Here is a 17,289-nt window from a genome sequence, read left to right on the forward strand (position 1 = left end):
CTATCGCAGTGGGAAGCAGTTCAAGTGTGGGCACTGTGGATGGGAAGGGGATGCGGACTGGAATGGGGCCAACATGATTGCCAAACTTGGGGCTGCCGTAAACCAGCCTAGAGGTCCGTGGTTGGCTTGCCAACTGCAGGGCTACCGAAAGCCCGCCCTGTACTGCGAAGTAGTCAGGGTCGGGTAGTTTACTTCAAGCTGGCTACAGTGGAGTTAAATCTGAAACGTCTGAGCCAAACGAGGTGGGATCCGATGGTACTGGACACATTGCCGCTGGTTGCCGCTGTAGCCATTGCCATTTTTATGCTGGTTTTTTGGGTGCGGGTGGTTCGAGAGGCCATCTGGACAACGGTGGGGATTGTAATCATCTTGGCCGTGTTGTACGTGGTCTTTAGAATTGGCCCGCGGCAGGTGCTGCAGGAGTTGCGGGATCCCTTTGCCCTTCTAGAACAGGTTTGGCAGGTGATCGTCGGTTGGTTCCAGGCCCTTCTCCCCTAGAGTTCGTTATCTGCTATACAGTTCCCTGATACAATAGAAAACACAGGGGGGCAGCCTATTGGAACTGCTGGCGAATGGTTTGTCCAGTCAAAAATCGATTCCCTCTCCGGTTTCCGCACTGCTCTACAGCACCTACGCGACTGAAGTTCTCGCCATGCCTTCTGACCCTGAATGGGATCCCCAAGACCCCACCCCAGAAGATGGGATCCCCATTCCTGCTGGCGTCAGCGGGACGGAGTCCTCAGACATCCAGGTGGAGGTGGAGGATTTGGGGGAGCGCCGCTGCCAAGTGCGAGGTCGCGTCCTGATTCCGGTGGAGCGGCAGCAGGTCTGGCAGGTTTTGACCGACTACGACCATCTGGCGGAGTTTATTCCCAACTTGGTGGAAAGTCGCGTCATTGGCCGTGAGAATGGCCGCACACTGGTACGTCAAGTGGGATCCCAAAAGGTTTTATTTGCCCAATTTTCTGCTGCGGTGGTGCTGGCTATCGAGGAGATCTTTCCTCAGCAGCTTCGCTTCCAAAAAACACAAGGGGATTTTCTTATCTTCGAGGGGTTTTGGGATCTGGCCGATTGGTCGGCCCATCAAACCTTGCTCACCTACCACCTGCAGGTCAAGCCTCCCCGCAGAATGCCTGTCGGTCTGGTGGAGCGCCGCATTTGCCAAGATTTGGCCCTGAACTTACAAGCCATTCGGGAGCGCTGCCTGAGTTTGTCGGATCATTCCAAGCCCGTTTGAGGCGCGCCCAATAGGTACCTCGTTCCCCAAGCGCTCCGCGCCGCTGACGCGACCACTCTCAGCCCTTCTGCCAAAGAAGAGGGGGGCTGGGGAACAGCTTTATTGCCATTTGTGGGATTTGATATTCGAGCTGGAATTTGCCAGGTGGATCCCAGAGATCCCAGAGGCAAAGTGGGCCGGTGGTCCTTCACCTTTCGAGTCTCAAGCAGCGATCGAGGGCTGTCCTTGGGTGTGTGGGTGCGCTATCGGCAGGGTGAAGTGGAAGGCACTGCCCTGATTGATCCCCCCCGATTCTGCCCAGATGCGCCCCCCCATGGCCTCAATGATCAGTCGGCAAATGGCTAGCCCCAAGCCCGTCCCACCCACCGAGCGCCGCAGGGATCCCTCTGCTTGATAAAACCGCTCGAAGATGGCTTGCAACCGGTCTGGCTCAATGCCGCGCCCGGTGTCGGCAACAGTGAACTTCACCATCGCCCCCGTCGATCCACCGGCTGGTGGCTCCACTTCTGCCCGAATCCAGATCCGTCCGGTGGAAGGGGTAAATTTGCAGGCATTGTCCAGCAGCTTACGCAACACCTCCACCAGCCACTCCCCATCCGCCCTAACCATTGGCAGCCGTTTGGGCAGCACCTGCTCGATGGTGGGCAAGTCTTCGTGCCGCCGTCGCGCTTTGACATTGCTCAGGGCCAGCTCCACACATTCTTGAGCAGACAACGGCTCGATATGCCAGCGAACGCGACCACTTTCCAGCTTGGAGAGGGTGAGAAAGTCCTGCACCAACTCCCGCAGCCGATCGGCATCTTGCAGGGCTGTGTTCAACATTTCCTGGCGCATCTCCAGGGGCATGTCGGGGTCGCTGGCCAAAGACTCCAAACACACCTGAATGGTGGACAGCGGGGTGCGCAGCTCGTGTCCGGTCACGGCAATCAGCTCTGATTTGGCCTGATCCAGAGCTGCCAACTGGCGATTGAGCTCTTCTAGGTGCTGATAGGCTTCTGCCTGCAAGAGGGCTACCCCCACTTGGTTGGCAATGGCTTCTGCCAACTCCAGAGTGGCCGGCTGCCAGCGGTGAGGGTGTTCGTGGTGTAGCTCCAATAGGCCCAGCAACCGCCCTTGATAGAGAATCGGCATGGCCACCCAAGCCCGAATTTGGGCCGGCTGCCACAGCTCCGGCACTCGCTGCAGGCGGGGATCCTTTTGGGTATCCTCGCAGCACACCGCTTGTGCCGAGGCTACTGCCTCCCGCAAAAAAGGGTTGCTGGGAAGAGGCCACAGGGATCCCTTAAGGCTGCCCATCGTTAGGGTGCGGTACTCCTGCTCAATCTGAACAGCAGGGGCCTGGCCATCGTAACGGTAGATCAAACATCGCCCCACCTCTGCCACCTGCCCCAGCTCCTGCACAGCAATTGCCAAAATCTCGCCGGGATCCAAAGACTGGCGAATGGCACTGCTGATGCGGTTGATCAGATGCTCTTTGCGCTCTTGCGCCCGAATGGTGCGGTAGGCCCGCTGCAGTTTGTATTGCCCTGCCTGGAGATAGGTGATCAGCCGCTCGGTAAAGGGGCCTGGATTCAGTTGGCTGGCGGAGTTTTGCGGGGATCCCTTGAGGTACTGGCGAAGGGGCTCAAGGCGAGGTTCCAGATCCGGTCGGTAACTGAGGATCTTGGGCAACAGGGCCAAAGCCGCTTGGACTGTAATCTGACGATCAAATGACCAGATCCCATCAAATTGGCGAGCTGCATCCATATCGCTGCTTTGCCAAGGACGCTCCCGCTGCATCTGCAAGCGTTCTCGACACACGAGGCAGGTGGCATAGTGGGCATCGATGACGATCAAGTGCCACTCCTGCACCAAGGGATCCTCTGGATCCAAGGGAATGGTGTGGTAGGGCAGGTCTGTCTGAGCAAAATCCTTTTCTGGGGTCGCCAACACAAACACGTCTTGGGCCATTGCGCTGATGCGCTGGTAGCGCCGTGCCTCCTGGCGGTAGTAGCGCTCCTTTTGAAAGTTAGCGAATACCCACGGGGATCCCTGCCCTTGCAGCACCTGATCCTCAATGGCGTGGCTGAGGGCAACCAAAGAGGATTTGAAATACAGTTGTGGGCGCAGGTGCGGCAAAGCCTGCAGCAGATCGCTCAATAGGGAGGTACGACTCTGGCGAAGGTAGGATCTAGAGCGGGTGGAGGCCATAACCCTACTGGCAAGCACAGATCACAGGCAGTACAGGGACACTTAACCCCAGAGAAGGAGGCTCGCAGTCTAGGTTTAGTCTAACGGTTGGGATCCCGCGGCGGAGGGAGCTTCATAAGGCGCAAGATCCAGCTAGCCCAAACTAAGAGATATAAAGTTTACGAAGTTATATGTAAGTCAGCCAAATGTCGGGATCCCGGTACAGCCAAGAGGACGTGCAGCAGATCCTCCAGCGGGCCATTGCCCGCCAGCCACGCCTGGGCGAGTTCACCCGCTCCCAACTGCAGGAGATGGCTGCCGAACTGGGGATCTCCCCCCAAGAGCTGGACTTGGCCGAGCAGGAATGGAAGGCCTGGCAAGAGCTGAACAGCCAACACCGAGAATTCCAGCGCTACCGCCGTCGGCAGTTTTACCAACTGCTGGGCCGCTATGGAATTGTCAACAGCTTTTTGCTGGGCTTAGACTGGCTCTCCGGTGGAGGGCTATCTTGGTCGCTGTTTATACTCATGGGGTGGGGCTTGACCGTTGCCCTCAAGGGCTGGAACGCCTACCAAACGGAGGGTGAACGCTACGAGAAAGAGTTTCGCCAATGGCAAAGGAAACGCCAGAAAGATCTCCAGAGCAAGTAAGCCCAGCCTACCGGAGAAGTCTGTCCCGCTGATGGAGATGGATTTTTCTCCAAACTCTGAGTGCGAAGGGGCACCGCCGAGAGATGCTACCATAGATATTCAGCATCGCTGAATGCCCGTGCGGGCGTAGTTTAATGGTAAAACCGCAGTCTTCCAAACTGCTGTTGTCGGTTCGATTCCGTCCGCCCGCTTCCCAACACTGGGCAGGCCTTAAACTAAACCTCAAAACTCGCCTGCTGTAGGCCTTTCCGGGCCCAACCTAGCCGCAAGGCAACGGTTGAGTTCGGGGCGAAAAGTGTCTGCGAGGGGGGTGGAGAAGGAGCAAAGCAGGAGGAGTCTTGTGAGCTTTTGGTCTGACCGTGGCGTATCGCGGCTGGGGTGGTACTACCGTGGAAGGCGTTACCGGTTGTCGACGGGGGTGCCGGATACGACGGCAAGCCGGCGGGTGGAGTCGGAAGCTGGTTGCCTTGGTTAAGCTTCTCTAGGAGGAGCTAGATAAGGAAGACGCTTTCGGATCCCTATAGCCAAAGTACAGGGTATGTGGTTCCAAAAAGCATAGCTGGTTGAACCAAGCTGTGCTTTTTCCTCTCACAATCTGGCCGGTAATTTTTCTTAATCAGAACTTAATCTCAAAATAACTAGAAAATAACTTTTGGATGATTTTATTGAGGTATTCTGAGCTGTATTCAACTCCTAAAATAGGGGGAAACCTGGGAACCCCGAAGCCAAAGCTTCCCCCGGCTTCCTGCGAGTTTTGTGAGCGAAGTGGGATCCCTGCTACGCAGGGGGTGCTTCTATCCATATCCATGTGGTTGTGACTTATAGTGGCTGTGATAGATGTTGTCTGAAAAGCTGCAATACAGGCTTATTCTCCGGTGAATTTGGGCAATGCTCTCATTTGTGCCAGATCGGCAGTAAAGTGAGAGTAAATGCAAAAACCGATTTTGGAATGGTTAGGAGAATCACCGTGCGTCCTCTATCTTTGTTGGCGGTGCTTTGCAGCGTGGCTTTTGCCCAGCCTTTTGCGTGGGGATCCTTGAGCTCAGCCTGGGCTAAGCCTTCCGGGACGTTGCGTTTGTACACCTCCCAACCCGATGCAGATGCTCAGAAAACTGTTGCTGCATTTCGGGAAGTTTATCCAGAGGTTTCGGTGGAGATCTTTCGCTCCGGCACCGAGGAGGTGATCAGTCGCTTTCTTTTAGAAGCAGAAAAGGGCAGCCCCCAGGCAGATGTGTTGTTGGTGGCCGATGCGCCCACCTTTGAGCTGCTGAAAGCCCGCAATTTGCTGGAGTCCTACTGCAGCCCTGAGGCCAAAGCCATCGCTGCCACCTACTACGACCCAGACTGCCACTACTTCGGCACCAAGATCTTGGCCACGGTGATCGTTTACAACACGGCCAAAGCCCAGCCTATCGATAGCTGGGCAGCCCTGGCCCAGGTTCCTGAAGGCCAACTGGTGATGCCCAGCCCTACCTATTCGGGCGCCGCCGCCTACAACTTGGGGGTTATCACCCGCACCCCCGGCTTGGGCTGGGAGTGGTACGAAGCCCTGAAAAAGAACAAGGCAGTGCTGGTGCAAGGCAATGGCGCTGTGGCTCGCAACGTCGCCAGTGGCGAACAAAGCTACGGCATGGTGGTGGACTTTCTCGCCATTCGCAGCCGCAACGAGGGATCCCCAGTGGAGGTGGTCTATCCCAAGGAGGGTGTGCCATTGATTACAGAGCCGGTGGGAATTGTAAAAGGAACGCCCAACCTGGAAGCTGCCCAGGCTTTTGTGGACTTCTTGCTGTCTCAGAAGGGGCAGGAGGTTGCTGCAGGGATGGGCTATATGCCACTGCGGCAGGATGTCACACCTCCGAAAGGGTTCCCCGCCTTGAGCGAGCTGAAGATCTTAAGCGTGCCGGCGACGGAGTTGGCCGAGAGCCGCGAGGCCGACAAGGCTCGCTTTGCCAAGTTGTTTGGGGAATAGGTTGACATCAAGCTGGCCAGACGCTGGCCAAGTCTTGCGGTGGAAGGACTTGAGCAAAGGGTTGAGGCACCCCATTATCCCCTGGCTGGTGGCTGTAGCCGCCCTTGTGACTCTGACCCACGTCTATCCCCTCTGGAGGCTGCTGCAGCGGGCCTTGGGCGGCGAAGGTGAGAACATCCGCTGGTTGCTGGAAACGCCTCGCGTCCATCTGGCGCTACGCCATAGCCTTTGGGTGTCCGCGGCCTCAGCGGCGCTGGCTCTTGGGGCCGCTCTGCTGCTGGCGGTGCTCACCACCCAGACGGATCTGCCGGGCCGCGGGATCCTACGGCTGCTCTTTTTGTCTCCTCTGGTGATTCCGCCCCAGGTTTTGGCCTTGGCCTGGATCCAGTGGGCTGGGCCGGTGGGCTATCTGCAGCAGGGGCTGCGCTGGATTTTGGGAAAGCAGGGATCCCTGTGGAGCCTCTACACACCGGCGGGGATCATCCTGTTGCTGGCTCTTTTTGTGCTGCCGATTGCCTATCTGACGCTGGTGGCGGGCCTGAGCCGGCTCTCCAAGCAGGCTCAGGAGGCGGCCCAACTGGATGGGGCAAACCTGCTGCAGGTTTGGCTCTACGTCACGCTGCCTCTGTTACGGCCCTCTGTGGCGGCAGCAGCAGCACTGGCGTTCCTGGGGGCCTGGGGCAATTTCGGGATCCCGGCCTTGCTGGGGATCCCGGGGCGCTACCTGACCTTGCCCACTCTGCTGTACCAGGAGGTGATCAACTTCAGCGGCGATGGGTTTGGGCGCAGTGCGGCGCTGGCGTTGCTCTTTGGCCTGCCGGCCCTCTTCTTCTTGAGCTGGCCCCAGCGGAGTCAGGAGGGGTTGGATCCCGGCGAGGCGCCTCCGGATCCCTATCGCCTGGGCTGGCTGGGTTGGCTGCTCAGCGGGATCCTTTTCGCCGCAGCTCTGCTGGTCGTTCTTGGGCCCTTGCTGGCCATGGCTGCGACTGCCCTGCTGCGGGCCTATGGCCTGCCCCTGACCTGGTCTAACCTAACCCTGGAGCATTTCCGCATGGTTCTTTTTGATCTGGAGCGGGCCCGCCGCGCCACGCTGCACAGTTTGGGCTTGGCGGGAGGAGCGGCACTGCTCTGCAGCGGGATAGGGACGATCTTGGGCTATGCCCTGACCCGCTTGAAGGTGCCGCTGTTGGCCCTGCTCAGCTTCATCGTGGACTTGCCCTATGCCCTGCCGGGCCTGATTTTTGCTTTGTCTCTCATCTTGGTGTGGTTGCCTCCTCCCCTGCCGGGGCTGAGCCTCTACGGCACCCTATGGCTGATCCTGATGGCCTACCTGGGGCGGTTCTCGGCCCTGGCACTGCAGCCCCTGCAAGCGGCGTGGCGCAGCTTGGATACCAGCCTTGAGGAGGCAGCCAGTATTGACGGGGCCTCCCTGCTGCAAACCTTTCGCCACATCTTGGTGCCGCTGCTGGCGCCAGCCCTGACGGCGGCAGTGTTGCTGGTATTTCTGCAATCTTTTGCCGAGCTGACCCTCTCCGCCCTCTTGGTGACCTCCCGCTCGGAGACCTTTGGGTGGCTCATCTTTGGCTTGCAACAAGGGGGCTATACCCAGCAAGCGGCGGCCCTAAGTACCTTGCTGCTGATCGCGCTCTTTGCCCTGGCCGCGGGGATCCAGGCGCTGCGGCGGCATGCCAAGCCAAGCTGAGGAGGGGATCCCTGCAAATCCTTCACGGATTGGGGCCGACTGTGGTGGTGCGGCGGATCGGTTGACCTTTCAGGGTATTGCCTTCTACTGTTTTCACCCAGCCTTGCCCTGGTACAAATCGGTACTGCACATCGGTATCAGAGCCACCGAGCAGATCCCCTTGGGCATTGAAGACGCGAGTTTCCCGCTGCCAGTGTCCTGGCCCGGTCGGTGTGCTGCTCGACTCGGTGGTGTAGGTTTGGCCGCGAGCATTGTTGAATTGGCCGCTGTGCTGCCAGCCTTGCCCCGCTTGGCCCTCGATAAGGCTCGAGCTGCTGCCCACCGTCTTGCCCTCGGCGTTTTGCAGGGTGGTGCTGCCCTGCCGTTGCCAACCCTCATGTGTGTGAGTAGTGGTGTGCTGATGGTTCAGGTTCCAGGTCTGACCTTGTTGGGTAGTGACTTGGCCGGAATAGTCTCCTTCCACCCCCTGACCGGGAATGAATTGCCGGGATCCCTGGCCGGAATAGGTGCCACTACCCGATCTGCCACTTGGCCCGGTGCCAGTGTAGGTGCCGGAGTGAGTGAAGGTGCGCTCACCGCTCGGGGTCAGGGATCCAGCCGTTGGCGTGGTGGCTGTGCGAGTGCGTTGACGGGGGCGAGCCTGCGCAAAGGGAGCAAGCGCCATCAGGAGGGCAGTAACCAATAACAGGCAAAAGCTTGCGGTTTTCATTTTCATTCTCATTTTTCGAGACCCCTTGAGAAATTGCCAATCATGACCCAGGCTAGGTGCTCACCTCATCTGACTCTGACTTCGGCCTGAGGGTTCACCTCCCGAGGGGATCCCAGCCAGATATAACCTGCTCTTAATGTCGGTGCTGTAATCTCAGAGGTGCCTTTAGCGAATGCGACTGCATTTTTCTATGAACACCCGTCGTACTTTCCTGGCTGTTGCGGCTGGCCTGGTGGCTGCGTCTGCTGCTGCTCTTCTGGCTGCCGACAGCTTTGCTCAGTCTCCTGCCGAAGTCAAAGTTTGGATTGCCTTTACCGACAACCGCCTGGATTGGGCCCGCGAAAAAGCGGCAGAGTTCAACAAACAATTTCCTCAATACAAAGTTACGATCGAAGGCTACGGCAACTACGAAGAAATTCAGCAAGCCACCGACCTGGCCATTCAACAAAATGCTGCTCCTTCGGTGGTGCAGTGGTTTGAGGTGGGCACCCAGCGGGCACGGGATTTTGGTTACTTCAAGTCCATTGCCGAGGCTCTGGGCAATCGCACCGAAGTGAACGGGATCCCAGTGAATTTCGACGATTTTATCGAGCCGGTGGTGAGCTACTACACCCTGGATGGCAAATTTACGTCCATGCCCTGGAACAGCTCCAGCCCCATTCTCTACTCCAACACGGCCATCTTGAAGAAGGCTGGGATCGAAAAGCCGCCGGCCACCTGGCAAGAGCTGGAGGCTGCTTGTCAAAAGATCATGGCCCTCCCCGACGCTCCCCAGGGCTGTGTGACCTGGCCCAATCACGGCTGGTTCTACGAGCAGTGGATGGCCCAGCAGAATGCCCTCTTGGCCAACAACGACAATGGCCGTGCCGCCCGTGCCACCCAGGTCTTTTTGGACTCGGAGCCGTCAATTGCCATCGCCACCTGGTGGAAAGGGATGTATGACAAAGGCTACTACATCTACAGCGGCAAGCAGCGGGATTGGGCAGCCACCGAGCAGGCCATCCAGACCGGTACCGTCGCCATGGCCATCACCAGCAGCGCCGATGCCGCCAACATCACCAATGCCGCCAAGCAGAACAACATCGAGCTGGTCACCACCCGCATGCCCTACAACGCCGACAAGGGTTGGACGGGGAACTTGATCGGGGGAGCCAGCCTCTGGCTGGTGAAGGATCTGCCCAAGGAGGTGGAAGAGGGGGCGCTGACCTTCATGTTGTGGCTGAACAACACCGAAAATGCTGCCGAGTGGCACCAAGTGACCGGCTACTTGCCCATTCGGAAAAGCTCGGTAGCTTTACTGGAGTCGAAGGGCTGGTTCAAGGAAAACCCCAACTTCTTCACCGCCAGCGACCAAATTAATAATTCCAAAGTGACCCCTGCCACCCGTGGAGCGCTGCTGGGGGCTTTCCCCGAAATTCGCAACGTGGTGACCCAAACCATGGAAGATCTGATGCTTAAAGGCGGGGATCCAGCCCAGGCTATGGCCAAGGCTAACCAGGAGGCCAACCGCCTTCTAGCCGAGTACAACTCCCTCTACCAGTAACCTGGATGTCGATGGGCTGACGGTGTCATTGAGGGATGGGGGTGGGCGGCAGCCTGCCCCTTTTTGGGTTTTGACGAGGCTCTTGTGAAGAGCAAAGCCGAGGTGAGAGGCATGTTGGGATTCGTCCAAGTGTTGGTGCCGCTGTTGGCAGGGTTGCTGGGATCCCTCTGGATGGGGCTCCGTTTTCGACGCATCGAGTGGCCTGTGCCGGTGGGGGCAGTGCTGGGGGGCCTAGCAGGAGGGCTGGGATCCCTGATTTTTATGGCGCCCCTGGATTTTTGCACTTTTGAGCCGGAGCGCAAGGCCATCGACATGGCCTTTGGCGTGGGGCTGGTGCTGGCGGGCATGGCCATTCCCCTCTGGCCGCTGTTGGCGTGGACGCAGAAGGAGCAGGAGCGCCGCCTGGGGATCCCCGGCCCAGCTGTTCAGGAGAGGGGCATCTTTAAGCAGTGGTGGCTGGCGTGGCTGCTCTTGTTGCCCACCTTCACGATCTTGGTGGTGTTTCTCTACTATCCGGGGTTGGATACTTTCCGCCTTTCCACCCTGCTCACGTTTGTGGGGGCGCCGCGCAGCCGCTTCGTCTGTGTGGATAACTTTACCGCTTTGCTGACGGATTCCACCTATCTGCGCAGCCTGGGGATTACCTTTGCCATTTCGGCGGCCATCGTGGTGCTGGGGTTGAGCGGATCCCTGTTGATTGCCACGCTGGCCTATCAGCCGATTCGGGGGGCGGCGATTTATCGGGTGTTGCTGATCTGGCCCTACGCCATCTCTCCGGCGGTGGCCGGGATCATCTTCTTTATCATGTTCAACCCCTTGGGAGGGGTGGCCAACCATTTGCTGGGCCTGGTGGGGATCCCCCGTTTAAACTGGCTCAGCGATCCCAACTTGGCCCCTTGGGTGGTGATCTTTGCTAGCGTTTGGAAGCAGATGGGCTACAACATTTTGTTTTACCTTGCCGGCCTGCAAAACCTGCCCAAGGATTTGCTGGAAGCGGCTGCCATCGACGGGGCCGGGGCAGTGCGTCGCTTTTTTGCCATCACCCTACCGCTGCTTTCTCCCATCACCTTCTTTTTGGTGATTACCAACATGACCTATGCGTTTTTCGATATCTTTGGCACCATTGACTTGCTGACTGCTGGGGGCCCTTCCGGATCCACCTCGGTGTTGATCTACGAGATCTACAAAATCGGAGTGTCTTCAGGCAATTTGGGTAGGGCTGCCGCGCAATCCATCGTCCTGTTTCTCATTGTGGTGGGGCTGACGATCCTGCAATTTCGCACCACCGAGCGGAATGTAACCTACGGCGGATAACGGCTGTCTCTGCTGCAACGCAATGATCCCAGTTCTCAGTGGGCAAGGGGAAAATCGGCAAGAATGGGGGTAGAGAATCTAGGGATCCTCGATGGCCCCAAAATCCAACGCCTCGACTTGCTGGCGCGACTTCGGGAAGCTGGGCACGCTGCTGGCGGCCACTCTGCTGCTTTGGCTCCTCTGGGGCTCCATAGCGGGCAGCCAAGCCCGTCTCAACTTCAACAACGCCGATCTGCAAGGTCAAGATCTATCCGGCCAAGATTGGCGGGGCAGCAGCTTTGTCAGCGCCAACCTGCAGGGCGCCGATCTGCACGGGGCCAACCTTTCGGGGGCGGCATTCACCAAGGCCAATCTGGCGGGGGCCAACCTATCCGGTGCCGATTTGAGCAATAGCCTTTTGGATCTGGCCAATTTGGCAGGAGCCGATCTCAGAGGGGCCAAGCTCACGGGAGCCATTGCCGCACGGGCGGTTTGGCAAGGAGCGCAGATTGCCGGCGCCGATTTCAGCGAAGCCTATGTGGATCGGGCGGCAAAGCGGCAGTTGTGTGAGCGAGCTGAGGGATCCCACCCGATAACCGGCGTAACCACCCGTGAGAGTTTGGGCTGCCCTTGAATCAGGGCCGGCAAAGGTGAAGAAAACAGGATCCCTGAGCCCCGTCGGTCAGATTGGCGTCTAGATTGGGTGAGGTGTCGATAGTGCCCCAACCATGAGCAAGCCCAGCTTTGCGGTGATTGGCCTAGCGGTGATGGGGGAAAACCTGGCCCTCAACGTCGAGCGCAACGGCTTTCCGGTTGCCGTCTACAACCGCACCAGCTCCAAAACCGACCAGTTCATGCGGGAGCGAGCCCAAGGCAAACGGATCACCCCCGCCTACAGCCTGCCGGAATTGGTGCAACTGATGGAGCGGCCCCGCAAATTCTTGATCATGGTCAAGGCGGGTGCGCCGGTAGACGCGGTGATTGACGAGCTTAAACCCCTGCTGGATCCGGGGGATATCATCATCGACGGCGGCAACTCCCTCTACACCGACACCGATCGCCGTGCCGAAGCCCTCGCCCCCACCGGGATCCACTTTGTCGGCATGGGAGTGAGCGGCGGGGAAGAGGGAGCCCTGAACGGCCCCAGCCTCATGCCCGGCTGCAGCCCAGAGGCCTACCAACAACTGGAGCCCATCTTGGCCAAAATTGCCGCTCAAGTGCCAGACGGCCCCTGTGTCACCTACCTGGGGCCCAAAGGGGGCGGGCACTACGTGAAGATGGTACACAACGGCATCGAATACGGCGATATGCAGCTGATCGCCGAGGTCTACGACCTAATGCGCAGGGCTTTGAAGCTGTCGGCCTCGCAGATGCAGGAGATTTTTCAGGCTTGGAATGAAACAGAGCTGGAATCTTTCCTAATTGAAATTACCGCCAAGATTTTCCAAACCCTGGATCCGGAAACCGGCAAGCCGTTGGTGGATCTCATTCTGGATAAGGCTGGGCAAAAAGGCACCGGTTTGTGGACAGTCAAGGACGCTCTAGATCTGGGGGTACCAGTGCCCACCATTGAAGCGGCGGTGCAAGCTCGCATCCTCTCGTCGATGAAAGAGGAACGGGTGGCTGCCTCTGCCCAGTTGAAGGGGCCCGACGCAACTTTTGCAGGGGATCCCGACTGCTTTATCCAAGATCTGCGCGCCGCTCTCTACTGCTCCAAAATCTGCTCCTATGCGCAGGGGATGGCCCTGCTCAAAAGAGCCACTGTTGCCCACGGCTACGTCTACACCTTCAGTGAGATTCCGCGGATTTGGAAGGGGGGCTGTATCATCCGCGCCCGCTTCCTGGGCGAGATCCAGTCGGCCTACAAACGGGATCCAGAGCTGGTGAACCTGCTGTTGGATGAGGAATTCGAGCAGGCCATCCGGGAGCGGCAGGGATCCTGGCGGCGGGTGGTGTCCACGGCGGCTGCCCTGGGGATCCCGATCCCGGCCATCAGCGCTTCTTTGGCCTACTACGACAGCTACCGTACCGCCAACCTGCCCCAGAACCTCACCCAAGCCCAGCGGGACTTCTTCGGGGCCCACACCTTCGAGCGCATCGACAGGCCGGGCGTCTTTCACCATGAGTGGAATGCCTGTTGCCGTTAGCGATGCGTAGCATCAAGAGGTCTCCGGAAAAAAGTTGAACCGCGCACCTCCGTATGGAAAGGCTCCCCTTCCTGAGGAAAATCCTCGCGGAAATGGGCCCCGCGGCTTTCCTCCCGCAGCAGCGCCCCCTGCGCTACCAGACGGGCCAGCAAAAGCAGACTGCCTGCCTCGGCCTCTTCCCGGGTGGCCCAAGGCTTTTCCTGCAGGGGAAGTGCCTTGACAAAGGTCAGAAAAGCCCGCAGCCGTGTTCCCTCCCGCACAACGCCCAAAGCTTCCCCAACTCGCTGCCTGAGAGCCGGCAGGATGTCGGGAGACGTCGCCAGAACGGGTAGCCTCTGCAGCTGTCGGGGAAAGCTCACCTCTCCCAAATCTTGCAAGGCAGCCAAGGCGGCCCGCTTGCCCATGACCAGCCCTTCCAAAAGGCTGTTGGAAGCCAAGCGATTGGCTCCGTGCAGACCCGTGGAAGCCACCTCCCCAGCAGCATAAAGGCCCGGCAGGCCGGTGAAGCCGAAAGTGTCCGTTCGGATCCCACCCATCACGTAGTGAGCCGCGGGAACAACCGGGAGCAGATCCTTCGTGGGATCCAGCCCCAAGGCGCGGGCAGAGGCAACAACGGTGGGAAAGCGCTCCTCCAGATGTTCGACGACCCGCAGATCCAGGTAGGTTCCCCCTGTCTGCTGCCGCTCCCAGAAAACGGCCCGAGCTACCACATCCCGCGGCGCCAGCTCTCCCAGCTCCGCATAGCGAGGCATAAAACGCTCCCCCAAGGCGTTGAGGAGAACAGCCCCTTCTCCTCTTACTGCCTCGCTCACCAGCGCTCCATTGGGCAAGGCCGTGGGGTGAAATTGCACAAACTCCAGATCCCTGAGAGTGGCCCCTGCCCGCCAGGCCAGCACCATTCCGTCGCCGGTGGCCCCCAGGGGAGCTGTCGAGACGGGGAAAAGGCTGCCAAATCCTCCCGTAGCCAGGAGAACTGCCCCGGCCCTCACCTCCACCGGCCCCTCAGGGCCAAGCAGCAAGGCCCCCCCTACCCTGTCCCCCGCCAGCAAAAGGCTTAGGGCTGTGTAGCCCTGCAAAGGCAGCCTGTTGAGGCGAGCCAGCAAACCTCTCAGAAGCCACAGTCCGCTCCGATCCCCCCCCAGATGGCGTACCCGCGCTTGGGAGTGGCCCCCTTCCCGGACAGGTTGGGGATGGAAAGGAAGGCCCCAGCGCAAAAGTCTCTCCAGGTGCAAGGGTGCTTCCTCCACAATGGAGCGAGCCACCTTTTCTTCCACCAGGCCGCGGCCCGCTTGCAAGGTGTCTTGGATATGGGCTTCTACGTCCGCCTCATCCACAGGAAAAGCCACCCCACCCTGCGCCCAAGGGGTAGAGCCAGAGGGAAGGGGATCCTTGCTTACCACCAGAGTTGTCGCCCCCTGGGCTTCGGCCCACAGGGCTGCGTACACCCCCGCCACCCCTGCTCCCAGGATCAACAGGTCTGTTTCTAACAAGGGCGGCGCCCCGTTCTTCCCCTCCACCTCTAGGCTCCGGCGGGCACTGCCAGCATGGCCAGAATCGACCGGCGAGCCTTCTCAGCCACCTCCTGGGGCACCTGGATCACGTAGCGCATCTCCTGCAGGGAGCGGTAAATCTTTTCCAAGGTAATCTTCTTCATGTACTCGCAGACGGCTTCTGCCTTGACAGGGATGAACGTTTTGTCTGGAGCTTCTTTCTTGAGCCGGTGAAGAATGCCCACCTCGGTGGCCACCACAAACTCGCGGCTTTCTGAAGCTTTGGCGTAGCGCACCATGCCCTCGGTGGAGAGCAGCTTGGCATCCGGTTTGAGGAAGAGACAGCTAGAGCCGCAACTGCACTCCGGGTGAATGAGGAACTCTGCTCCAGGGTGCTCTTCCACCATCGCCTTGAGGTGCTCTTCCCGGATGCCAACATGCACGTGGCACTCTCCCGGAAAGAGATCCAGCTCCCTTCCGGTTACTTGAGCAACGTGGGCTCCCAGAAACATATCCGGCACGAAGAAGATGGGGCGATCCGGGGGCAGGCTGGCCACCACTTGAACTGCGTTGGCGCTGGTTACGCAGACATCTGCCAGAGCCTTGATCTCGGCAGCGGTGTTGACGTAGGCCACCACCAGGCCCTCAGGGCAGGCTGCCTTCCACCGCAGCACATCTTGCGGGCGAATGCTATCGGCCAAGGAACAGCCCGCCTCCAGATCCGGCAGCAGCACCGTCTTTTCCGGGTTAAGGATGGCAGCCGTCTCCGCCATAAAATGCACGCCCGCAAAGACAATCACCTGGGCGCTCGTCTTTTGAGCCTCCCGAGCCAGTCCTAAGGAGTCTCCCACAAAGTCCGCCACCTCTTGAACTTCGGGGAGCTGATACGAATGCGCGAGGATAACTGCCTGCCTTTCCTGTTTGAGCCGGGCAATCTCCTGGACGATTGTGGCAGTGTTGTGTAGCAATGGGGTTTCTCCCTTCATTTTCGACTTCTTGTCGCGACAGCGTTGCGTAGCAATAACGGTTTTGTTCCTCTGGAGGCTGGACACGATCTGAGGACTTTGTCCCGCTAATGCGTTTGCAGGAGCAGCGCGCAGCAATAACGGAAAGCCCATCTCCTGGAGTTGGTCGACTCTGCTTTGGGGGGTATCTGAGCCGGCAAGAGAAGCAACCCCCAACCCAGATGCCCGGCGAAGCCTTTCGCGGCGCCCGGTTGAGCTGGAGCTGGGCTTAGGTTGTCTTCTCAAAGTAGCATCAGTCGCAACAGCGTTGCGTAGCAATAAAGCAGTGTCCAGCGAGGACTTGGCTCAGGGTCACACCACCAGCAAAGAGAGATCCAAAGCCTTGGCCGAGTGGGTGAGCGCCCCGACGCTGACGTAATTCACGCCTGCCTCGGCCACTTGCCTGGCCCGTTCTGGGGTCATGTTGCCGCTGGCCTCCAGGGGAACTCTCCCTCCCACCCGTTGGACGGCGGCCTGGGTTTCTTCCAGGGTGAAGTTGTCCAGAAGGATGAGATCGGCTCCTGCTGCCAAAGCCTCTTCCAGTTCCTGGAGATCCCGCACCTCCACCTCCACCTTGAGGTGGTGGGGAGCACCTTCCTTGGCCCGCTTGACGGCTGCCAAAACGCCTCCCGCGCCGCGGTCGCAACAGCGTTGCGTGGCAATGATGTGGTTTTCCTTAATCAAAATGCCGTCGAACAGCCCAAAGCGGTGGTTTTTGCCGCCCCCTACCCGTACAGCATACTTCTCCAGGGCGCGCAGGCCGGGAGTGGTCTTGCGGGTGTCCAGAAGCTGGGTTGAGGTTCCCCGGAGAGCCTCTACATAGGTGCGGGTGAGGGTGGCAATGCCGGACAGCCTTTGGAGAAGATTGAGCGCCAGCCTCTCCCCCGCCAGAATGCCCTTCAGGGATCCCCTGAGGTGGGCCACCTCTTGACGGACAGCCACCCTGGCCCCTTCCTCCACTCCAGGGATGAACTCCACCTGGGGATCCGCCAGCCGAAAAACCCGCTTGGCAATCTCCAGGCCGGCCAGGATCCCTGTCTCCTTGGCCAGGATTACCGCCTCACCCTCCAGTCCTGGGGGTAGGGTCAGCTCTGTGGTGAGGTCGCCGTGCCCCAGGTCTTCCCACAGCCAAGCGCAAAGGGTCTCCTCTGGTAAGTAAACTTCTTCCATTTTCGGTTTGGTTTTAGCTAGACCGCCGGGAAGCCCCGCCCTCCGTTAGTGACTAGTGACTAGTGGCTGGTCACTATCCACTCACCACTATCCAGGGTGAAGGTCGGGATGAAAGGCGAGGACACGATGCTTCGTCCTTACTGGTGCTATGACCGGCGTAGCAGGATTTTATACCCTCATCATGAGAACTGCTTACCAGTATCGCT

The 17,289-nt window shown here is 59.1% G+C and carries 14 protein-coding genes, 1 tRNA gene and 1 pseudogene; 11 read left to right on the top strand and 5 right to left on the bottom strand.

Annotated features, from left to right (window positions below; translation table 11 throughout):
• The 3 genes and pseudogenes from ACVWZG_RS13315 to ACVWZG_RS13325 form a co-directional block, all read left to right on the top strand.
• Positions 1-187: pseudogene (locus ACVWZG_RS13315) on the top strand (RNA-guided endonuclease TnpB family protein); the annotation flags it as partial.
• A gap of 65 nt (positions 188-252) precedes the next feature.
• Positions 253-498: a hypothetical protein gene (locus ACVWZG_RS13320; RefSeq protein ID WP_049749597.1), complete on the top strand. Its 246-nt coding sequence runs from the start codon at positions 253-255 to the stop codon at positions 496-498.
• Positions 499-652: 154 nt separating this feature from the next.
• A complete protein-coding gene (locus tag ACVWZG_RS13325; protein ID WP_414329799.1) occupies positions 653-1,237 on the top strand; it encodes an SRPBCC family protein in 585 nt (194 codons plus the stop codon).
• A gap of 201 nt (positions 1,238-1,438) precedes the next feature.
• On the opposite strand, the gene ACVWZG_RS13330 is transcribed toward ACVWZG_RS13325, so the two are convergent.
• On the bottom strand, positions 1,439-3,427 hold the full coding sequence (locus ACVWZG_RS13330; RefSeq protein ID WP_414406444.1) for a DICT sensory domain-containing protein: 1,989 nt from the start codon (positions 3,425-3,427) through the stop codon (positions 1,439-1,441).
• A gap of 185 nt (positions 3,428-3,612) precedes the next feature.
• Between ACVWZG_RS13330 and ACVWZG_RS13335 the strand changes: the two genes are divergently transcribed.
• The 4 genes from ACVWZG_RS13335 (at position 3,613) to ACVWZG_RS13350 (ending at position 7,727) form a co-directional block, all read left to right on the top strand.
• On the top strand, positions 3,613-4,056 hold the full coding sequence (locus ACVWZG_RS13335; protein ID WP_011434035.1) for a 2TM domain-containing protein: 444 nt from the start codon (positions 3,613-3,615) through the stop codon (positions 4,054-4,056).
• Between the two features lie 120 nt (positions 4,057-4,176).
• Positions 4,177-4,247 (top strand) — tRNA-Gly (locus ACVWZG_RS13340).
• A 776-nt stretch (positions 4,248-5,023) separates the two neighbouring features.
• Positions 5,024-6,025, top strand: coding sequence for an ABC transporter substrate-binding protein (locus ACVWZG_RS13345; protein WP_414357554.1), 1,002 nt, complete (start codon positions 5,024-5,026; stop codon positions 6,023-6,025).
• Between the two features lie 61 nt (positions 6,026-6,086).
• Positions 6,087-7,727, top strand: coding sequence for an ABC transporter permease (locus ACVWZG_RS13350; protein WP_414342291.1), 1,641 nt, complete (start codon positions 6,087-6,089; stop codon positions 7,725-7,727).
• A 22-nt stretch (positions 7,728-7,749) separates the two neighbouring features.
• Here ACVWZG_RS13350 and ACVWZG_RS13355 read toward each other — a convergent pair whose 3' ends face one another.
• Positions 7,750-8,391, bottom strand: a complete 642-nt coding sequence (locus ACVWZG_RS13355) for a hypothetical protein (RefSeq protein WP_457415423.1) — start codon at positions 8,389-8,391, stop codon at positions 7,750-7,752.
• A 235-nt stretch (positions 8,392-8,626) separates the two neighbouring features.
• Here ACVWZG_RS13355 and ACVWZG_RS13360 point away from each other — a divergent pair, with 235 nt between their 5' ends.
• From ACVWZG_RS13360 to gndA, 4 genes are all read left to right on the top strand, one after another.
• The gene (locus ACVWZG_RS13360; RefSeq protein WP_457407433.1) at positions 8,627-9,979 is read left to right on the top strand and encodes an ABC transporter substrate-binding protein; all 1,353 of its coding nucleotides are present in this window, start codon (positions 8,627-8,629) and stop codon (positions 9,977-9,979) included.
• 111 nt (positions 9,980-10,090) lie between these two features.
• Entirely contained in the window at positions 10,091-11,293 is a 1,203-nt protein-coding gene (locus ACVWZG_RS13365) for a carbohydrate ABC transporter permease (protein ID WP_414329418.1), read from the top strand.
• 91 nt (positions 11,294-11,384) lie between these two features.
• The gene (locus ACVWZG_RS13370; protein ID WP_457407434.1) at positions 11,385-11,906 is read left to right on the top strand and encodes a pentapeptide repeat-containing protein; all 522 of its coding nucleotides are present in this window, start codon (positions 11,385-11,387) and stop codon (positions 11,904-11,906) included.
• Between the two features lie 94 nt (positions 11,907-12,000).
• Complete coding sequence (gene gndA / locus ACVWZG_RS13375) at positions 12,001-13,419, top strand: NADP-dependent phosphogluconate dehydrogenase (RefSeq protein WP_011434040.1); 1,419 nt, start codon at positions 12,001-12,003, stop codon at positions 13,417-13,419.
• On the opposite strand, the gene ACVWZG_RS13380 is transcribed toward gndA, so the two are convergent.
• The 3 genes from ACVWZG_RS13380 to nadC form a co-directional block, all read right to left on the bottom strand.
• Positions 13,416-14,909 (bottom strand): L-aspartate oxidase, encoded by a 1,494-nt coding sequence (locus tag ACVWZG_RS13380; RefSeq protein ID WP_457407437.1) that lies wholly within the window; start codon positions 14,907-14,909, stop codon positions 13,416-13,418. The two genes, gndA and ACVWZG_RS13380, sit on opposite strands and share 4 nt — an antisense overlap.
• Before the next feature lie 29 nt (positions 14,910-14,938).
• On the bottom strand, positions 14,939-16,027 hold the full coding sequence (gene nadA, locus ACVWZG_RS13385) for a quinolinate synthase NadA (protein WP_414342299.1): 1,089 nt from the start codon (positions 16,025-16,027) through the stop codon (positions 14,939-14,941).
• Positions 16,028-16,225: 198 nt separating this feature from the next.
• Positions 16,226-17,083 (bottom strand): carboxylating nicotinate-nucleotide diphosphorylase, encoded by an 858-nt coding sequence (gene nadC, locus ACVWZG_RS13390; protein ID WP_457407440.1) that lies wholly within the window; start codon positions 17,081-17,083, stop codon positions 16,226-16,228.
• Positions 17,084-17,289 lie beyond the last annotated feature (206 nt).

The sequence above is a fragment of the Thermostichus sp. OS-CIW-33 genome, assembly GCF_054059615.1.